A 17,383-nucleotide genomic window follows, 5' to 3' on the forward strand; every position below is an offset into this window, starting at 1 on the left:
CGCGCTCCTACACAAGCCGCGTTGTAGGAGCGCGCCTCGCGCGCGACCGGTACGAAGCGATGCCAAGTCCAGACATCCCATGTAGGAGCGCGCCTTGCGCGCGACCGTTACGAAGCGATGCCCTGGAAGCTCGCCTGCGCGCGACCACCAAGGCAAGCCGCCTCACTGCCGCGACTTGATCCACCCGTCGATGCGCTCCTCCAGCACCGGCAACGGCACCGAACCCAGCGCCAGGATCGTGTCGTGGAACGCCCGCAGGTCGAACTTCTCGCCCAGCTGCTTCTCCGCACGCGCACGCAGCTCGCGGATCTTCAGGTAACCCAGCTCATACGACAGCGCCTGTCCCGGCCAGCTGATGTAGCGGTCCACCTCGTTGGCGATCTCGCGCTGGCTGAGGGCGGTGTTCTGGGTGAGGTAATCGATGGCCTGCTGGCGCGTCCACCCAAGGTGATGGATGCCGGTATCCACCACGAGGCGGCACGCGCGCCACATCTGGTAGGTGAGATAACCGAAGTGCTCGTACGGCGTGTGATAGATGCCCATCTCCTCGCCCAGGTACTCCGAGTACAACGCCCAGCCCTCGCCATAGGCCGAGATATAACCGTCACGCCGGAACGGCGGCAGGCCCTGCTGCTCGTCCGACAGCGACAGCTGCAAGGCGTGCCCCGGCATCGACTCATGCAAGGTCAGCGCCGGCATGTTGAACAGCGGTCGCGACGGCAGATCGTAGGTATTCACCAGATAGGTATCCGGACCACCACGGCCGGAGGTGTAGTACGGCGCGATATCCGCCGGCACCGGCTTGATGGCGAAGCGCTGGCGCGGCAGCAGGCCGAAGTACTTGTCGAGCTTGCCGTCCACCTGCTTGGCAACCCACGCCGTGCGCATCAGCAGTTCGTCGGGCGTCTTGGCGTAGAACTGCGGATCGGTGCGCAGGAATTGCAGGAAGGCCGGGAAATCGCCCTTGAAGCCGGTCTGCTTCATCGTGTCGAGCATCTCGGCATGGATCTTCGCCACCTCGCGCAAGCCGATGGCGTGGATGTCGTCGGGCGAAAGATCCAGCGTGGTGTATTCGCGGATCTGCTGGCGGTAATAGTCCTTGCCATCGGGCAGCGCTTCGGCGGCCAGCGTGGGCCGTGCCTTTGGCACGTATTCGTCGCGGAAGAAATGCAGCAGCTTCGCGTAGGCCGGGATCACATCATCGGCGATGGCCTTGCGCGCCTCGGCCTGCAACGCAGCGGCATCGGCGGCCGGCATGGTGGCCGGCATCGAGGCGAACGGCTTGTACAGCTCGCTGTCCTCGGGCTTCTTCAGCTCCGCCACGGCGGCGATGGACACGTCGCGCCCCTTCAGCACTTCACGCGGCACGGTGAAACCGCGCGCCAGGCCCAGGCGCATGTTCGCGATTTCCTGGTCCATCCACAGCGGTATTTCCTTCAGGCGTGCGATGTAGTTTCGATAGTCCTCGCGGGTGTGCAGATCGTTGCCGCGCAGCACGTAGCCGATATCGGACCAGAACGCGGAGTCGCTGTTGAACGGCATTTCCCACTGGTGGAACCGCTGGGCCGCAGCAAGGTTATGGATCTGCTCGTGGTAGATCTCGTAGTTCACGCGCTCCGCATCGCTCAGCGTCTTCGGGTCGATGCGGTCGAGCTGGGCGAGCACGTCGTTCCAGTAGGCCAGGCGCTTGCCCTGGCTGGCAGCATCCACGGTATTGAGCTGGCCACTGCCCGGCTGCGCCTCGCCCGAGGTGAGGATGCCGGCCTGGCCGTTGCGCCAGGCCCATTCCTTCTCATAGATGGAACGGAAGGTGTCGTCAGGCGAGGCGGCGTGGGCGGCACCGGCGAAGAGGCCGGCAAAGGCAATGGCGCGGATCCAGGGAGACATGCGGGTTCCGGGTGGCGGCGGGGAAACCCCGATGATGGCACCGCCCCGTGCCCTGCTCCACCGCCAAGGGTCATGCCCAGCTCCTGTAGGAGCGCGCCTGCGCGCGACCCTACGCCAGCGCATATCCGGGAAGGCCCGGCAACACCTGACGGAGTGGCATGACCGGTCGCGCGCGAGGCGCGCTCCTACAGGGGTATCTGGCGCCGCGATATCTACATGGCGTAGTAGTCGCGCATGGTGTCGAGGTAGGCCTTGAGGTTGCGGTCGGCTGCGTCGACGAACACCTCGCCCGAATGGCGGCAGTCTTCGATGCGGTCGGGGCGGAAGTTACGGAAGGCCTGCCGGTGCCGGCACCAGGTGCCCAGCGTCCACGAGCCGCCCCAGAACGACAGGCAAAGTGGCTCCACCTCGCGCGTGCTGGCGCGGCCTTCCACGTCGCGATACTCCAGGCAAAGCACGAAGCGATTCAGCACGGCCTCGTGCAGGCGGTCGAGCATCATCGCGATGCGGTTCTGCGCCGGATCGCGCCAGATCGGCGCGAAGATCTTCGCCTGCGCAGAACGCTCGCGCAGTTCCGGGGGCAACACCGCCTCGATCTTGATCAGCGCGGACTGCGCCTCGCGCGCCAGCCGCTCGCCGGCAAATGCGCGGACGAAGCGCGTGCCGGCCACCAGGGCTTCGAGTTCGTCGGCGGAGAACATCAGCGGCGGGATGTCGGAGCCCTTGCGCAGGACATAGCCGACACCGGCTTCGCCCTCGATGGGCACACCGGAAAGCTGGAGATCCGCCACGTCGCGATAGACCGTGCGTGGCGAGACCTCGAGCATGTCGGCGAGCTGTCGCGCGGGCAGTGCCGTGCGACGCCCGCGCAGGGCGTTGATGATGAGGAAAAGGCGATCGGCGCGACGCATCGGCACATCATCGCCCTGACAGCGACGTGCGGAAAGCGATGAAGGTCACGACCGCGCATCGTCCCGGCCTCACGCGGCCGCCAGCATCTGCGAACGGGCCAGGGCGGTATCCTGGTCGGCGGCACGCCGGATCGCCGGGCGGGCCATCAGACGCTCGACGTAGGTCTCGAACACCTCCTGACGCGCCACGATACCGGTGCCCATGGCCCAGGCCAGTGCATGCCCCCACAGGACATCCACGGCACTGAAACGCTCGCCGAGCAACCACGCCCCCTTCGACAGCTGGGTCGCCACCGTCTGCATGGTCGTATCGTAGTCCCCGTAGGGGCACTGGCTTACCGGCGAGGCCGGCCGCTTCAGCAGATGATCGATCAGCGCCGGTTCGAAACAGGTGCCATAGAAGGCCAGCCAGCGCAGGTATGGACCACGCAGCGGATCGCTCAGGCCGGGCGCCAGGCCCGCTTCGGGAAAGATGTCGGCCAGGTAGGCGAAGATCGCCGGTCGTTCCGTCACCAGGCCGCCCCGGTGCTCGATGGCCGGCACCTTGCCCATCGGATTGACCTTCAGATAGGCCGGCCGGCGGTTCTCGCCCGCGGCCAGATTCATCACGTGCATGTCGTACTGCGCGCCCAGCTCTTCCAGCAGCATCAGGGTGCTGGTCGAACGGCTGTTCGGGGCATGGTGAAAAACGATGCGATGCGTGGTGTTCATGCCTGCAATTCCTTCAAGCGATGGATCGTGGTCCTGGCGGCAGGCCGCGGCCGGGTGGCCTTCTGGCCCCCGGGGCGGTCGGGTGCGAAACGGAATCGGCCGTCCATCAGCCGTCCGCGATGGCCCATGGGGGCAAAGGCAGCAGCAAGGCGTTCGAGAATGCGGTTCATGCAGGTCCCCTCCCGTGGCTCGATGGAAGGAAGTCTGCCGGGGGGCTACTGACAACGTTCTGTCAGCAGCCCTCTGGCGCCGTTCACCCGGCACCCGGACAATGCAGGCTTTCGCGCCAGAGTCCGTCCCGATGTCGAAACCGATTTCACTGATCCAGTTCCTGATCGAAGAGAAACGCGCCGGCCATGTGTACGGCGAGCTGAGCCTGCTCATCGAAGTGGTGGCCCGCGCCTGCAAGCGCATCTCCGTCGCCACCGGCAAGGGTGCGCTGGGCGGCGTGCTCGGCAACGCCGGCTCGGACAACGTGCAGGGCGAGGCCCAGAAGAAGCTCGACGTCATCTCCAACGAGATCCTGCTCGAAGCCAACGCCTGGGGCGGCCATCTCGCCGCCTGTGCCTCGGAGGAAATGGAAGACCCGCAGCCGATTCCCGACGCTTACCCGAAGGGCCACCACCTGCTGCTGTTCGATCCGCTGGACGGCTCCTCGAACATCGACGTGAACGTGTCGGTGGGCACCATCTTCTCGGTGCTGCGCTGCCCCGATGGCGTCACCGAGCCCACCACGGAGGATTTCCTCCAGCCGGGCACGGAGCAGGTGGCCGCCGGTTATGTCGTTTACGGCCCCAGCACCCTGCTGGTGCTGACGTTCGGCCACGGCGTGCACGAGTTCACGCTCGACCGCGAGCACGGCAGCTTCGTGCTGACCAAGCGCGGCATCACCATTCCTGCCGACACCAGCGAGTTCGCCATCAACATGTCGAACCAGCGCCACTGGGAAGCCCCGATGCAGCGTTACATCGGCGAGCTGCTGGCCGGCACCACCGGCCCGCGTGGCCGCGACTTCAACATGCGCTGGGTGGCCTCCATGGTGGCCGACGTGCACCGCATCATCACCCGCGGTGGCGTGTTCTTCTATCCGCTGGACGCCAAGATCACCGCCAAGGGTGGCACCGGCAAGCTCCGCCTGATGTATGAAGCCAACCCGATGGCCTTCATCGTGGAACAGGCCGGCGGCGCCGCCACCACCGGTCGCGAGCGCCTCATGGACATCCAGCCCAGCGGCCTGCACCAGCGCGTTCCGGTGTTCCTCGGCTCGAAGAACGAAGTGGAAGTCGCCACGCGCTACCACCTCGAAGCCGACCAGACCCGCGTCTGAGCCGGCCCGGTCCGGGGCGGCACGCGTCGCCCCGGATCCGCCATTCCCCGGCCACCGGCCTGCCGCCGCGTGGCCCGATCATCCGCCAGCCCCCTTCCCGGTCATCACCATGTCCCTGCGTCGCGCCCGCACCTGGCTTCCGCTGTTTCTGACGGCCCTGCTTTCGGGCTGCCTCGGCGGCCACAAGACCGATACCCGCCTGGACACGGCCGTGCCCGTGCTGGCGGCGAAGCCGCGCATCGGCCTGGCACTGGGCGGTGGTGCGGCGAAGGGCTTCGCGCATATCGGCGTGATCAAGATGCTGGAAGCCAGCGGCATCCATGCCGACGTGGTGTCCGGCACCAGCGCCGGCAGTGTCGTGGGCGTGCTGTACGCCAGCGGCATGGACGCCTTCGCGTTGCAGCAGGAAGCCTTCTCGCTGGACGAGGGCAAGATCCGCGACGTGCGTATCTTTTCCGGTGGCCTCGTGCAGGGCCAGAAACTCCAGGACTACGTGAACCAGCTGGTGAAGCAGCAGCCCATCGAAAAGCTGCGCATTCCCTTCGCCGCCGTGGCCACGGAGCTGGAAAACGGCGAGCGCGCCATCTTCATCAAGGGCAATGCCGGCCAGGCCGTGCGCGCATCGAGCAGCATCCCGGGCGTGTTCGAGCCGGTGGAAATCAACGGCAGGCATTTCGTCGACGGCGGCGTGGTAAGCCCCGTGCCCGTGGACGCCGCGCGCCAGCTCGGCGCCGACATCGTCATCGCCGTGGATATCTCGGCTCGCCCCGATGGCAGCAACCCGGGCAACATGGTCGGCATCGTGGGCCAGTCGATCACGATCATGGGTCGCAAGCTGGCCGAGCAGGAACTGACTCGTGCGGACATCGTGATCCGTCCGAAGGTAGGCCAGATCGGTCCCACCGACTTCGACCAGAAGAACGTCGCGATCCTGGAAGGCGAACGTGCCGCCCTGGCGGCCATTCCCGCCATCCGCGCGAAGATCGCCGAGAAGACGGCTGCCATGGGCAAGCCGCCTGTCCCGGCGCACTGATCAGGCGGTTTCCACCAGTTCCATCGCGGACTGACGCCCAAGCGAGAGGATTTCATCGGACAGCGTGGTGTCGTCCACCGCACGCGCCAGCGAGAGGCTGCCGACGAGCGAGGAAAACACCGACATCGCCAGCGTGCGACGGCGCTTGCCGCGTACGGCGTCAGGCAGTGTCGATACGATCAGTTCCACCATGCCGCCGTAGCCTTCGGTGAAGGCAGCGCGCGTCTCGCTGGGACGACGTGCGACTTCGGCGGAGAGCGTCGCGGCGACACAACCGGTTTCCGGATGATCGCGGTGATCGCTCGACAGATAATTGTTGACCAGCGCGCGGTAGCTGTCGCCACGTGAAGCGGCCACTTTCGCGGCCATGCGCTCGGCCGCGGTGCTGGCACCGGTGGCGACGCATTCGCGCACAAGGTCTTCCTTCGAACCGAAGTGGTTGTAGAAACCACCCTGCGTGAGACCCACGTCGTTCATCAGGCTGACGACGCCGACGGCATCGATGCCATCGGAGCGGAACCGCTCGGAAGCCGCCTCGATGATCTTCTGGCGGGTCTGCTCCTTATGGCCTTTCTCGTAACGCATGCTGTTGCTCCTAGGGTTCGTTCCCCGGCCCTCTTTCGATTGTAGCTGGTCCTTGCGCATTGAAATGATGGGCGGCATGGCCCTTGTGCGACATACCTTTTTGTGTTCGACATTTTTCATTTCACACATCCAAGGACAGTACCCGCGCGTGTGAAAACATGCTGTTTCATTGCGCAAATAACTATGCGGCAACGATTTGTTTCGCACGAAAACGACGCGAAACCTTGCCGGAAACGTGATGATCTGCTTGCCCACTTTTTGGATGATGACCACCTTTCACGCAATGCGCCGCGCCCACGCGCGCGATGCATTGCCTACATCCCAAGGAGGTTCACTTGAAGCGCACGATGCACCGCAGCAAATGTTTCGCGTTCGCCTGCATGACCCTGGCTGTCGCTCCGTTCGCCATGGCACAGGATGCGCAAGGCCTGCAGGCCGCCCAGCGCACCGTCCTGCTCAGCAAGCTCCTGGCCGACGAGGCCGCGCAGACGAAAGCACCTTTCATGCAGTCGGTGAAATCCTCCGTGCGCACGCTCGACAACGCCTCCGTCGAAGCCGTGTCGCCGAAGCGCGCGCAGAACCCGGCCAACGTGCGCCGCGTGGAATCCATCGTGGACGAAGCCACGTTCAACTACATCTTTCCGCTGCGCCGGCCGGAATACACGTATCGGGGATTTCTCCAGGCCGTGGCGAAGTTCCCTGCGGTATGCGGCAGCTACACCGATGGCCGCAATGCGGATGCCCTCTGTCGCAAGACGCTTGCCACCATGTTCGCCCACTTCGCCCAGGAAACGGGCGGCCACGAAGACTGGCGGCCGGAGGAAGGCTATCGCCAGGGCCTCATGTACGTGCGCGAGGCCGGCTTTACCGAGCAATCCAACGGATACAACGGCGAATGCGCGGCGGATACCTGGATGACGCGCACGTGGCCCTGTGGCCGCTGGCCGGATGGCCGCTTCAAGAGCTACTTCGGCCGTGGCGCGAAGCAGCTGTCGTATCACTACAACTATGGTCCGTTCTCCGACGCCATGTATGGCGATGTGCATGTCCTGCTCGATGCGCCAGAACGCGTGGCGGATACGTGGCTCAACCTCGCCAGCGCCACCTTCTTCCTCGTCTATCCGCAGCCGCCGAAACCTTCGATGCTGCTCGCCGTCGACGGCACGTGGGTACCGAATGCCGCGGATCGTGCAGCGGGACGCGTACCCGGCTTCGGTATCACCACCATGATCATGAATGGCGGTATCGAATGCGGTGGCACCGGCCCGGAGCACCCGGCATCGGCCAACCGCATCACGTACTATCGCGCATTCGCCGCCAAGCTCGGCGTGCCCATCGATCCAAGCGAAAAACTCGGCTGCCGCAACATGCAGCAGTTCACGGCCGACAGCGCGGGTGCGCTGCCGATCTACTGGGAAAACAACTGGACCGAAAACCCCGGCTGCAAGCTAGTGAACTACCAGACGCCGAACTCGGCGCTGAAGCCCGGCGACTACGTGAAATGTGTACGCGCCTCATTCCCTGACGTGCAAATCGTGGACGATACCAAGAGCTGAACATGTAGGAGCGCGCCTCGCGCGCGACCATTCCGGCGATATCGCATCACCGGTCGCGCGCAAGGCGCGCTCCTACAATGGGTTTGTCAGAAACGGTAGCGAGCCATGCCCATGATGCTGCGGCGGGGGCCGTAGAAGCAGTCGCCGCGTGCCAGGCAGCTGGCGTTGTAGATCTGGTTGGTGAGGTTCGCCGCGTTCACGGAGAAGCGCCACGGCCCCTGCGTATACGCCACCATCGCGTCGAACAGCACCTTCTTCGGCACGCGGATGGTGTGCGTCTCGTCGTAGTTCACGCCGATATAGCGCGCACCCGCGCCGAAGCTCAGGCCGTCGCCGTCGGCATCGTTGACGTGGTACACGCCCCAGGCCGAGGCCTGGTTCTCCGGTAGCCCGGCGATGGTGGAACCGTCACTCGGCCGTGCATGCGTCCAGGTATAGGTGCCGATCAGGTCCACGTGTCGCGCGATGCGGGTGGAGGCTTCCAGTTCCACGCCGCGCGTACGCGCACGGCCCGCCTGGATCTGGTTCAGCGGATTGACCGGGTCCGGCGCCAGACGGTTTTCCTCGCGCAGGTCGAAGTACGTCGCCGTGACCAGCGTGGGGCTACCCACCGGCTGGTACTTCACGCCTGCCTCGTACTGCTTGCCGCGCAGCGGCTGGTACGGACGGTTGTAGACATCCAGCTGCCCCAGCGGCTGGAACGACTCCGTATAGCTCACGTACGGCACGATACCGTTGTCGAAGCGATACATCAGGCCGTAGCGCGCGGTGGTGGCGTTATCCACCAGGCGCTGGTTGCCCGTGGTCTGCGTGGCGCGGTCATGCCGGAAGCCGATGGTGCCGATCAGGTGCTCGCCCCAGTTCACCTGGTCCTGCACGTAGGCACCCGTCTGGCGCGAGCGCGACGAAGGCGACTTCGCCACCTCCGGCGCCACGAAACCGTTGTGGTACACGGGTGCGTACAGGTCGAACGGCGTCAGGTCCACGCCGCTGCCCTGCTTCGCATCGCTGTGCGAGTAGCCCAGGTCGAGACCGACGATTACCTTGTGATGGGTCGGGCCCAGGTCGAAGTCGGCTTCGCCGTGGGTATCGGAAGTGAAGCGGCGATAACGGGTCAGCGCCACCCACGAATACCGCGATACCGTACGCTCGTCCGCATCCAGGAACGGGTCGGCCGGCTTGCCGTACACGTTGGGATAAGCCGAGCGGTAGTCCACGTTGTCGTGCGAGAAGCGCGTGTTCTGCACGATCTTCCACGTGTCGTTGAAGCGATGCTCGAAGAACGACGAGATCGAACGCTGGTTCGTATCGTAGCGGTCGAAACCCGGCTCGCTGACGAAACGGTTCGTACGAATGCGTCCGTTGGGATTCGGGTAGATGGTGCCCGCGTGCGGCAGGAAGTTGAGCGTGCTGCCGTTGTGGTCGAACTGGAGATTCGCCAGCAACGTCCAGCGCGTGTTCTCGTCCGGCATCCAGGTGATGGCCGGCGAGATCGCCTTGCGGTCGTCGGGCACATGGTCGATCTGGGAATCGGAATCCCGGTACACACCGATGAGGCGATACGCCCAGTGGCCTGCCGTATCCAGCGGCCCGGTGAAGTCAAAGGCCAGCTGCTTGCGGGCATGGTTGCCCAGCTGCGCCACCACCTCGTGCGAGGCGGTGAACTGGGGACGCTTGGAGGTCAGTGCGATAAGACCGCCCGTGGTGCCCTGCCCGTACAGCACCGACGACGGTCCACGCACGATTTCCAGGTGATCCACGAAGTACGGCTCGGTGCGCGCATATGCACCACCGAAAGACTGCCGCAGGCCGTCGAGGTACTGCACGAACGACGTACCGCGCAGCATGGCGTCATCGCCACGGCTGTCCACGCCATAGGAATCCGCACGCACACCGGCCGAGTAACGCAGCGCGTCCTGCACGGTGAGTACGCCCTGGTCGAGCATCTGGGCCGCCGAGACGACGGAAATCGCCTGCGCCGTCTCGATGAGCGGCGTGTCGGTCTTGGTGGCGCTGGAGGCGTTCGAGCTGGCATAGCCCTCGGCCAGGCGCGTGCTGCTGACCGCGACCGGGGCCAGTTGCACGGCCTTGTCGTCGGTCTTCGTGGTCGCGCCGTCCGGGGCGGTCTGTGCCTGCAAGGCAAAAGGAAGCAGTGCCCCCGCAATCAGCAGGGACAGCGAATTTTTACGCAGAATCATGGACTTTCCCGGAACGGGCCGCGGAACCCTTCTCCCCGCGACCGGCAGTTATTGCGAATGAATCGCATTACATGATGCCGGATACGCGTGATTCGTGCAATATTGCGAACGAATCGCATTCGCGTACACTTCGGCGTTTGCCGATATCGCCGCGCGCCATCCCCTCGTCCGGGTAGCTATCCGCGCCAGCACCGGGGCCCTCTGATCGCGAGCTATGAGCAAGCGCAACCACACCGCTTTTGATGTCCGTTACGCCATGCAGGTGGCGTCACGCGCCATTGCCGCCCTTTTTGGCGGTTATGTGCTGGCGGCCATGACCACGGCCGGCCTCTCCCGCTGGCTGCCGCTACCCCGCGTGGAAGCGGTCATGACCGGAATGCTGTCGTCCTTCGCCATCTATGCCACGGTGGCCATCGTGGCCTTCGCCGTGAACCGGGCGTGGCGCATCTGGCTGTATCTCGCCATTGCCGGTGTGCCGCTGGCCATTGCCCTGGCCTGCACCGGACCGGGGATGACGCCATGAAGGGTGGACTGCGCCAGTCGATGGCCTGGCTGCATACCTGGACCGGCCTGCTGGTGGGATGGTTGCTGCTGGCGATCTTCATGACCGGCACCAGCGCTTATTTCCAGGACGAGATCACCCGCTGGATGCAGCCGGAGATCCATGGTGAGCGCGATCCCGTCGCAGCAGCCGAAGGCGTCGTCGGCTGGCTGGGCGAACACGCACCGGATGCTGCAAGCTGGTCGATGATGCTGCCCGGACACCGGGCGATCGCCACCACGGCGTACTGGGAAGACGCCGATGCGCGCCGCGGCGGCTGGCGCGACAACAGCTTCATCGTGGACGGTGCGGGCCATCGCGTGGACGCGCGCGAGACGCTGGGCGGTTTCTTTCTCTACCGCATGCATTTCGACCTGCATTACCTGCCGGTGATCTGGGCACGGTGGATCGTCGGCTTCTGCGCCATGTTCATGCTGGTGGCGATCATCAGCGGAGTGATCACGCACAAGAAGATCTTCATGGACTTCTTCACCCTGCGCTTCGGCAAGGGGCAACGCTCGTGGCTGGATGCGCACAATCTTTCCGCCGTGCTCGCCCTGCCCTTCCACCTCATGATTACCTACACGGGCCTGGTCACCCTGGCTTCGATGTATATGCCCTGGGGCGTCTCCGCTGTTTACAAGGACCGCGCCGAATACTTCGCGGACGCGTTCGGCATCGAGGCAACACCGGAGCGATCCGGAAAACACGCGCCCATGGCTCCCATCGCCGACATGATCCGCCAGGCGCGCCAGCAATGGCACGGTGCCGATCCGGGTTATATCGATATCTCCCTACCCGGCGACGCGAACGGTACCGTCCGCATGATGCGCGGCGGTGGCGAGGCGATGGGTGTACGTGGACAGACCCTGGTCTTCGATGCCGCGACGGGCCATATGCACACGCCACCGTCGCTCAAAGGCCCTGCGTTTGAAACCGAGAGCGTGATGATCGGCCTGCATGCGGGACGTTATGCTCCCATCGTGCTGCGCTGGCTGTATTTTCTCTGCGGTCTGGGTGGCACCGCGATGGTCGCGACCGGACTGGTGCTGTGGACCTCGAAGCGCCGGCTGCAACTGCCCGATCCGGAACGCCCACACCTTGGCTTTCGCCTCGTCGAGCGGCTGAACATCGCCACGATTGCCGGGCTGCCTTTTGGTATCGCCGTGTACTTCCTCGCCAACCGGCTTCTGCCGATCCACATGGCCGGACGTGCGGATTGGGAAGTGCACTGCCTGTTCATCGCCTGGGGACTGACGCTTATTTATGCCTGCGCGCGCAACACGCGAAGGGCCTGGATAGAGACGATATCGGCAGGTGCACTGGCGTTTTTCGCCGTACCCGTCGTCAATGCACTCACGACGGATCGCGGACTGTGGAATAGCCTGCGCCATGGCGACATGGTTTTCATCGGCTTCGATCTGGCCATGATCGTGCTGGCGGCAACGTTCGGATTCATGGCATGGAAGCTGTACACGCGTCCGGCACAGGCCATACGCAAATCCCGCGCGGCACGGGAGGTGACGGCATGATCCTGGTCTCGCTGGCGTGCGCGCTGGCAGGCTTTCTTTGCCTGTGCCTGGCCATGGCGCGTCACCAGCGCGACGTGCTGGGCCGCATGCTCCCGGCACGCCTGTCACGTGTGCTTTCAACGTGCGGATGGCTCGCACTGGGCGCGACGCTGGCCGTTGCCATGGAAGTGGAAGGCGCCGCCCTCGGCGCGGTTTATGCCGTGGGCATCTATACGCTATGTGCTATCACGGTTTCAGTGAGCGTGACTTATCTGTCGCGTCGCTGAGAACATATCGTCGTCGCGAGCTTTTCTCCAGCGCCCTTCATCTTCGAACTTCCGTGTATTTCTACCTGTGAGCGGCTCAGTGCCGGAAAGAACCGATAGGCAGATCCAGAAAGCTTCCAGGCAACCAGTTGATTTTCAAGGGCTCCCCGGCGTCGGCCGCCGTCTCGGCGCTCACGTCGTTCCCCGTACCCATGTTGATCTGCTGCCCCGCGCCCTTCACCACGGCCACCGTCACCACGAGACGGCTGCCGGGTTCGAAACGGCGGCTGGTGGTACGGCTGTTGGTGAAGTCCAGTGCGATCGGCTTGCCTGGCGTGAGCAGCTTGCGCACCGACCGGTCGGCAGCGTAGCTGGCACGCGTTTCGTACCAGGACAGCTGAAAATAGCTTCCGTCGGCCTTCTTTTCATACAGCGTGATCATCAGGTCGAAGTCGTGCTTGTTCGTCACCAGGTCGAGGTGGCCTGAGAACAGGCCGCTCAGTTCCGTTCCGTCGGGCAACGGCTCGCTCGTGAACACCAGCGCGTTGCGATCGTCCAGCTCCGGAGATTTCGCGTCCGGTGCCGGCAGGTCGTCACGCTTGCCCAGATCAACCGTGAGTGTGGCTGGCGTGGTGCCCTTGCCATCCGCCAGCGTCAGTGCCTTTCCATCGTTGGCGAGATACAGGCGACGATGACCCGGCGCCATGGCCGCCAGGGTCGGTGCATGTTTCCAGGTGTTTGCGCCCATCACCTCATAGTTGATCCGGTCAGCCAGCAACGCGGGTCTGGGTGCTCCACGGAAGACGTAGTCGAACCACTGGTAGCGCAAGACCTTGCCTATGTCCTGCTTTGCCACCGCATCGATGGCATAGCCGTCTACCACCGGGCGGGCGCTGCGCTGTGCGCCGATATGGTCCCAGGGGCCGAGCAGCAGGTAGTGATCCGCCTTCGGGTTGTAGCGGTAGTGCTGGGTCAGGTAGTACAGGGCGCCGATCTGTGCACCGTCGAAGTAGCCGGTCGTGGTGAGCACCGGGATGTCGATGTTCGCGAATTCCTCCTTGTACGGAATCATCGCCTGCCAATAGGCATCGTAGGACGGGTGATCAAGCCAGCGGCGGAAGACCGGATTGGGCTTTCCGTCGAGTACGTCCAGATCGCGATACGCGTTGCCACTCTCGTACCAACGCCGGTACAGGCCCTGCCAATGTGCGTTGTCGTCGTAGGCGGCCTGATCCAGGGCCTTGCCTTCGGTGACATAGGGCACCCACGAATACACGAAGCTCAGGAACACATTGCCTTCCATGGGCACGTCGATACCCGGTGCCGCCGTCACCGAAGGCATGAGGGCACGCAATGCCTTCGGCCGGTGCTTGGCCGCCGCCCACTGGGTGAAGCCGTTGTAGCTGCCACCGTACATGCCTACCCGGCCGTCGCTCCATGGCTGTTTCGCGATCCATTCGATGACTGCGTCGGCATCGGCGCCATCGTGCTCGTAAGGCACGGCCTGATCCGGGCTGATGCCCTTGCCGCGTGTATAACCCACGACCGCCGCGTAGCCGTGCGCCGCGGTGAGGCGCAGTTCCAGTTCGGACCACACCGGGTTGGCGTATACCGTGAAGCCGAGCAAGGCAGGCAACGGCTTGTCGTGTTTCTTCGGCAGCATCACCAGTGCCGTGACCTGCGCGCCATCGGGCGTGCGCACCAGCACGGGCGCGTGCACGTCATAACGGCGCGCGTCGTCTTCGGCGACCAGCTTGTCCGTATAGGGACGGAAAGCGGTGTAGGCCTCGGCCATCAGATGCGCCTTGACCAGGGCCACCGCGTTGTCCTGGGCGATGCTGTCCTTGCCCACCTGCGCCTTCAGCAACGTGCCGAAGTCGCGGCGCAGTTCCACCGGCTGCACATTGTACGGGTCGTCGTCGGAACCGAAGCTGGCCATGACCTGGGAGGACAGCACATTCTCCAGGGGTGGAACGATCTCGTGGAACGCATTCGCATATGCGTCGCCAAAGGCGGTGCCCTCCTTCGCCTCGATCTGGCGTGCCCGCGCGTAGATCTGCCAGCGGACGGTGCCCGCCGCATCCAGGGGGCGGACGCTGTCGCGACGCAGCGGCAGAAGTTCGGCGAGGGTCTTCAGGGCGTCGTCATAGCGACCGGCGGCTATCTGCAACTGAGCGCGCGTGTCGAGCAGGATGACGGGATCGGGCGAGTTGTAGCGCGGAATCAGGCCCGCGGCGAGCTGGCGCAGCGCCTCGCCGTTGTCCGTGCCATGGGGCACGCTCCAGGCGATGGGCGTATCGTCCGCCGCCCATGCGGGAATCCCCCATGCCAATCCCAGCGATACTGCCCAGCACAGCATTCCCTTCCGCATGGCTCGTTTCCGACGGGTATGAGGAAGGCCGATGCTGCCAGCGCCCGATTGCCCGACGCCAGTGCCCTTAGTCGCGAACCAGCAGGTCTTCGTAGAAGGCGCCGATGGCGCGTTCGGGATGGGCGATCTGGATCTCCAGGATCCATAGTCCCGACACCGGCACGGCGTCATGATTGCCCAGCGAACCGGCCTTGTGTACGGCATGCGGGAAGTCGCCCACCCGGTGTCCCTTGGTCTCGTGGTTCAGGCGCCAGCCCATGGCCTCGGCTTCCTTCCCGGCATAGGCGTAGAGCGCGATGCCATCCAGCCCCTCGTGCCAGCGCGCGGCAGTGCGCCGGAACAATTCGCGGGCGGCTTCCGCACAGGCGTGCATGACGGGGTCGCCACCGACCACGAAGGTGTCGCCAACGTCGCCTTCGTGACCATCGAAGACAGGGCCCAGGTCGACGAAGAAGATATCGTCCTGCCCCAGCACCGTGTCCGGCTCGGAGCGCTGGCGGAAGGTCTTCAGGGTGTTGGCACCGAAACGGATGATGCTCGGATGCCAGATGCGCTGCATGCCGGCGGCATGCAGGCGCTCACCGGCCATCGTCGCGGCATCGGCTTCCGCCATGCCCGGCACGATACGCGATGCGATGTCCCGCAGGGCAAGCCAGGCCTGCTCGCGGGCATGCAGCATGTGCTCATGGGAAAATGAGGAGCCTACGTTCTCGGCGGTGGCGACGGGCATGGGGACATCCTGCTCTGGCGGAGCGGGACATTATCCGCCGAGTGCCGTTCCGGTGCATGGGTAGCGCCCCTGCCATACACAACGAAGGGCAAGCGGACTTGTGAACCAAGCCACGTCAGCGAATGCCGCAGATGGAATTAGGACAACACCGCATATCGGGATGGGCGCCTCACAGCGAGAATCGCGCCACCATTCGGTTTTCCGTCTCATCAAAGGAGTGAAGAGTGAATACATCCGTTCCGCTGCCGTCGCGTGCGCGCGTTCCCCTGAAAGTCGGCCTGGCATCCGTCATCGTGGGCCTGTGCGCCCAGTGGGCGCCGTCCGCCGTCGATGCCCATGGCATGGCCTCGCGTCCCATCGCCCGGCAGTACCAGTGCAAGAAGGACGAGGGTTACTGGGGTGCCGTTGACGGTTCGAAGATTCCCAATGCGGGCTGCCGTGCGGCGTATCTCGCCGTAGCCGCCACCGAAGGCCAGCAGGCCGGCATCTATCCGTTCCAGCAGTACAACGAGGTAGCTGCCAATCCCCCTCGCTACGAGGACATGGCATCGATCATGGCCACGGTTCCCAATGGCCTGCTGTGCGCAGGCGGCGATCCGCGCAAGCGCGGTCTCGATGTCCCGCAGTCGAAGGGTTGGGCAAAGTCGGTGCTGCGCCCGGCAGGCGGTTTCGTCGACATGGCATGGGAAGCTACGGCGGCACATAACCCGTCCTTCCTCATGGTGTTCCTGACGAAGCCGGGCTGGTCGCCGGGCAGCGAGCTGCACTGGGAAGATCTAGATCTCATCTACAAGGGCGAATCGCCGGAGCCGGATCGCAGCGTATACCCGAACGTGTACCGCTACCGCGTGCCGTTTCCGGCAGGCCGGCATGGCGATGCGATGGTGTACAGCGTCTGGCAGCGCCGCGATCCGGGTAACGAGGGTTTTTTCAACTGCAGCGATGTCACCATCCAGGATGCAGGCATTCCTGATTTTCCGTGGGTGGAAGAGAAGCCGTTCGTCGTCGAATCGATGAAGCCTGTACCGGGCGAGCAGGTGCAGTTTCGCGTGCTCGGTGGCGATGCATCCGGCAGGGAAGTGGTCGATGTGAAGCTGGCCATTACCGATGGCAACAAGCATCCCGCGCCGTGGGTTGCCGAGCTGGCTTCCGCACTGAACCTTTCGCACGCAGCGCATGTGCAGGTGGGCGTTCGTGACGGCGATGCCGTGCGCTTCGATGGCGCCAGCATTTATGCGAACAAGGTGTGGCTGCGTGATGAGGGTTCAAGCAGCGCCATGCGCATCATCCCGGCCGATGGCCCGGGACCTGGCCCGGGTGATCATCCTGCATGGCCCGAGGGGCTGGGTGCTTACAAGGCGGGCGATGTCGTGAAGGGCATCGATGGCAACCTGTGGCGTTGCAAGGGCCACCCTCACGGCGCCTGGTGCAATATCAAGCCGAACACGGCACCGGAGTCGTGGCCTTATGCGCCGGGTAGCGCGGCCATGCCCGCCGATGAGGATCAGCATGCCTGGGTGAGGGCTGGTTGAACGCTGGTTCGTAGGGGAGGTAGTCGCTAAAACCGGCTGCCTCGCGCTGGGTTCCTGTTTTCACAGGAACGACGGGTAGGGAGGTGGCGGTAACTCTACCGAAGTCGCCGGTTGGGAGATGGAGGTAACCTCCCTACCCGTCGTTCCAGCGAAAGCTGGAACCCAGCGCCCCGGTTCGCCAGCACGGCGAGAACATCACATCGGCTTCTGAACAAGGCGTGGAA

The 17,383-nt window shown here is 64.5% G+C and carries 15 protein-coding genes; 7 read left to right on the forward strand and 8 right to left on the reverse strand.

The genetic code is table 11. The features are described 5' to 3' along the window. Nucleotides 1-162 precede the first annotated feature (162 nt). From KR767_RS06360 to KR767_RS06375, 4 genes are all read right to left on the reverse strand, one after another. The gene (locus KR767_RS06360; RefSeq protein ID WP_250878508.1) at nucleotides 163-1,887 is read right to left on the reverse strand and encodes a DUF885 domain-containing protein; all 1,725 of its coding nucleotides are present in this window, start codon (nucleotides 1,885-1,887) and stop codon (nucleotides 163-165) included. Between the two features lie 212 nt (nucleotides 1,888-2,099). Further along, nucleotides 2,100-2,798: a helix-turn-helix transcriptional regulator gene (locus KR767_RS06365; protein WP_166945554.1), complete on the reverse strand. Its 699-nt coding sequence runs from the start codon at nucleotides 2,796-2,798 to the stop codon at nucleotides 2,100-2,102. Between the two features lie 69 nt (nucleotides 2,799-2,867). After that, the gene (locus tag KR767_RS06370; protein ID WP_250878509.1) at nucleotides 2,868-3,509 is read right to left on the reverse strand and encodes a glutathione S-transferase family protein; all 642 of its coding nucleotides are present in this window, start codon (nucleotides 3,507-3,509) and stop codon (nucleotides 2,868-2,870) included. Further along, entirely contained in the window at nucleotides 3,506-3,679 is a 174-nt protein-coding gene (locus KR767_RS06375) for a hypothetical protein (protein ID WP_166945558.1), read from the reverse strand. The genes KR767_RS06370 and KR767_RS06375 overlap by 4 nt, the downstream gene beginning before the upstream one ends. 131 nt (nucleotides 3,680-3,810) lie before the next feature. Here KR767_RS06375 and KR767_RS06380 point away from each other — a divergent pair, with 131 nt between their 5' ends. Then, nucleotides 3,811-4,836: a class 1 fructose-bisphosphatase gene (locus tag KR767_RS06380; protein ID WP_208392350.1), complete on the forward strand. Its 1,026-nt coding sequence runs from the start codon at nucleotides 3,811-3,813 to the stop codon at nucleotides 4,834-4,836. 109 nt (nucleotides 4,837-4,945) lie between these two features. Then, nucleotides 4,946-5,869, forward strand: coding sequence for a patatin-like phospholipase family protein (locus tag KR767_RS06385; protein WP_166945562.1), 924 nt, complete (start codon nucleotides 4,946-4,948; stop codon nucleotides 5,867-5,869). Here the strand turns inward: KR767_RS06385 and KR767_RS06390 are convergent, their stop codons facing one another. Further along, nucleotides 5,870-6,454: a TetR/AcrR family transcriptional regulator gene (locus KR767_RS06390; RefSeq protein WP_250878510.1), complete on the reverse strand. Its 585-nt coding sequence runs from the start codon at nucleotides 6,452-6,454 to the stop codon at nucleotides 5,870-5,872. Nucleotides 6,455-6,789: 335 nt separating this feature from the next. Between KR767_RS06390 and KR767_RS06395 the strand changes: the two genes are divergently transcribed. Then, on the forward strand, nucleotides 6,790-8,010 hold the full coding sequence (locus KR767_RS06395) for a chitinase (protein ID WP_250878511.1): 1,221 nt from the start codon (nucleotides 6,790-6,792) through the stop codon (nucleotides 8,008-8,010). Between the two features lie 86 nt (nucleotides 8,011-8,096). On the opposite strand, the gene KR767_RS06400 is transcribed toward KR767_RS06395, so the two are convergent. Next, nucleotides 8,097-10,208, reverse strand: a complete 2,112-nt coding sequence (locus KR767_RS06400) for a TonB-dependent siderophore receptor (RefSeq protein WP_250878512.1) — start codon at nucleotides 10,206-10,208, stop codon at nucleotides 8,097-8,099. Between the two features lie 214 nt (nucleotides 10,209-10,422). Between KR767_RS06400 and KR767_RS06405 the strand changes: the two genes are divergently transcribed. Genes KR767_RS06405 through KR767_RS06415 form a run of 3 tightly spaced genes read left to right on the forward strand, consistent with a single transcriptional unit; the run spans nucleotide 10,423 to nucleotide 12,547 of the window. Beyond that, nucleotides 10,423-10,731, forward strand: a complete 309-nt coding sequence (locus KR767_RS06405; RefSeq protein WP_250878513.1) for a DUF3649 domain-containing protein — start codon at nucleotides 10,423-10,425, stop codon at nucleotides 10,729-10,731. Beyond that, a complete protein-coding gene (locus tag KR767_RS06410) occupies nucleotides 10,728-12,281 on the forward strand; it encodes a PepSY-associated TM helix domain-containing protein (protein WP_250878514.1) in 1,554 nt (517 codons plus the stop codon). Before KR767_RS06405 ends, KR767_RS06410 begins: the two co-directional genes overlap by 4 nt. Then, nucleotides 12,278-12,547: a DUF3325 domain-containing protein gene (locus KR767_RS06415; RefSeq protein WP_166945572.1), complete on the forward strand. Its 270-nt coding sequence runs from the start codon at nucleotides 12,278-12,280 to the stop codon at nucleotides 12,545-12,547. Before KR767_RS06410 ends, KR767_RS06415 begins: the two co-directional genes overlap by 4 nt. Nucleotides 12,548-12,623: 76 nt before the next feature. On the opposite strand, the gene KR767_RS06420 is transcribed toward KR767_RS06415, so the two are convergent. Beyond that, a complete protein-coding gene (locus KR767_RS06420) occupies nucleotides 12,624-14,897 on the reverse strand; it encodes a CocE/NonD family hydrolase (RefSeq protein ID WP_250878515.1) in 2,274 nt (757 codons plus the stop codon). A gap of 67 nt (nucleotides 14,898-14,964) precedes the next feature. Continuing rightward, complete coding sequence (locus tag KR767_RS06425) at nucleotides 14,965-15,627, reverse strand: M24 family metallopeptidase (RefSeq protein ID WP_250878516.1); 663 nt, start codon at nucleotides 15,625-15,627, stop codon at nucleotides 14,965-14,967. A gap of 224 nt (nucleotides 15,628-15,851) precedes the next feature. Between KR767_RS06425 and KR767_RS06430 the strand changes: the two genes are divergently transcribed. Further along, nucleotides 15,852-17,159: a lytic polysaccharide monooxygenase gene (locus tag KR767_RS06430; protein WP_250878517.1), complete on the forward strand. Its 1,308-nt coding sequence runs from the start codon at nucleotides 15,852-15,854 to the stop codon at nucleotides 17,157-17,159. Nucleotides 17,160-17,383: the final 224 nt, after the last annotated feature.

The organism is Luteibacter anthropi (assembly GCF_023699965.1).
GTDB lineage: Bacteria > Pseudomonadota > Gammaproteobacteria > Xanthomonadales > Rhodanobacteraceae > Luteibacter > Luteibacter anthropi.

Coding starts and splice junctions, on each gene's coding strand:
- KR767_RS06360 (WP_250878508.1), bottom strand. CDS start 1,887: ATGTCTCCCTGGATCCGCGCCATTGCCTTTGCCGGCCTCTTCGCCGGT.
- KR767_RS06365 (WP_166945554.1), bottom strand. CDS start 2,798: ATGCGTCGCGCCGATCGCCTTTTCCTCATCATCAACGCCCTGCGCGGG.
- KR767_RS06370 (WP_250878509.1), bottom strand. CDS start 3,509: ATGAACACCACGCATCGCATCGTTTTTCACCATGCCCCGAACAGCCGT.
- KR767_RS06375 (WP_166945558.1), bottom strand. CDS start 3,679: ATGAACCGCATTCTCGAACGCCTTGCTGCTGCCTTTGCCCCCATGGGC.
- KR767_RS06380 (WP_208392350.1), top strand. CDS start 3,811: ATGTCGAAACCGATTTCACTGATCCAGTTCCTGATCGAAGAGAAACGC.
- KR767_RS06385 (WP_166945562.1), top strand. CDS start 4,946: ATGTCCCTGCGTCGCGCCCGCACCTGGCTTCCGCTGTTTCTGACGGCC.
- KR767_RS06390 (WP_250878510.1), bottom strand. CDS start 6,454: ATGCGTTACGAGAAAGGCCATAAGGAGCAGACCCGCCAGAAGATCATC.
- KR767_RS06400 (WP_250878512.1), bottom strand. CDS start 10,208: ATGATTCTGCGTAAAAATTCGCTGTCCCTGCTGATTGCGGGGGCACTG.
- KR767_RS06405 (WP_250878513.1), top strand. CDS start 10,423: ATGAGCAAGCGCAACCACACCGCTTTTGATGTCCGTTACGCCATGCAG.
- KR767_RS06410 (WP_250878514.1), top strand. CDS start 10,728: ATGAAGGGTGGACTGCGCCAGTCGATGGCCTGGCTGCATACCTGGACC.
- KR767_RS06415 (WP_166945572.1), top strand. CDS start 12,278: ATGATCCTGGTCTCGCTGGCGTGCGCGCTGGCAGGCTTTCTTTGCCTG.
- KR767_RS06420 (WP_250878515.1), bottom strand. CDS start 14,897: ATGCGGAAGGGAATGCTGTGCTGGGCAGTATCGCTGGGATTGGCATGG.
- KR767_RS06425 (WP_250878516.1), bottom strand. CDS start 15,627: ATGCCCGTCGCCACCGCCGAGAACGTAGGCTCCTCATTTTCCCATGAG.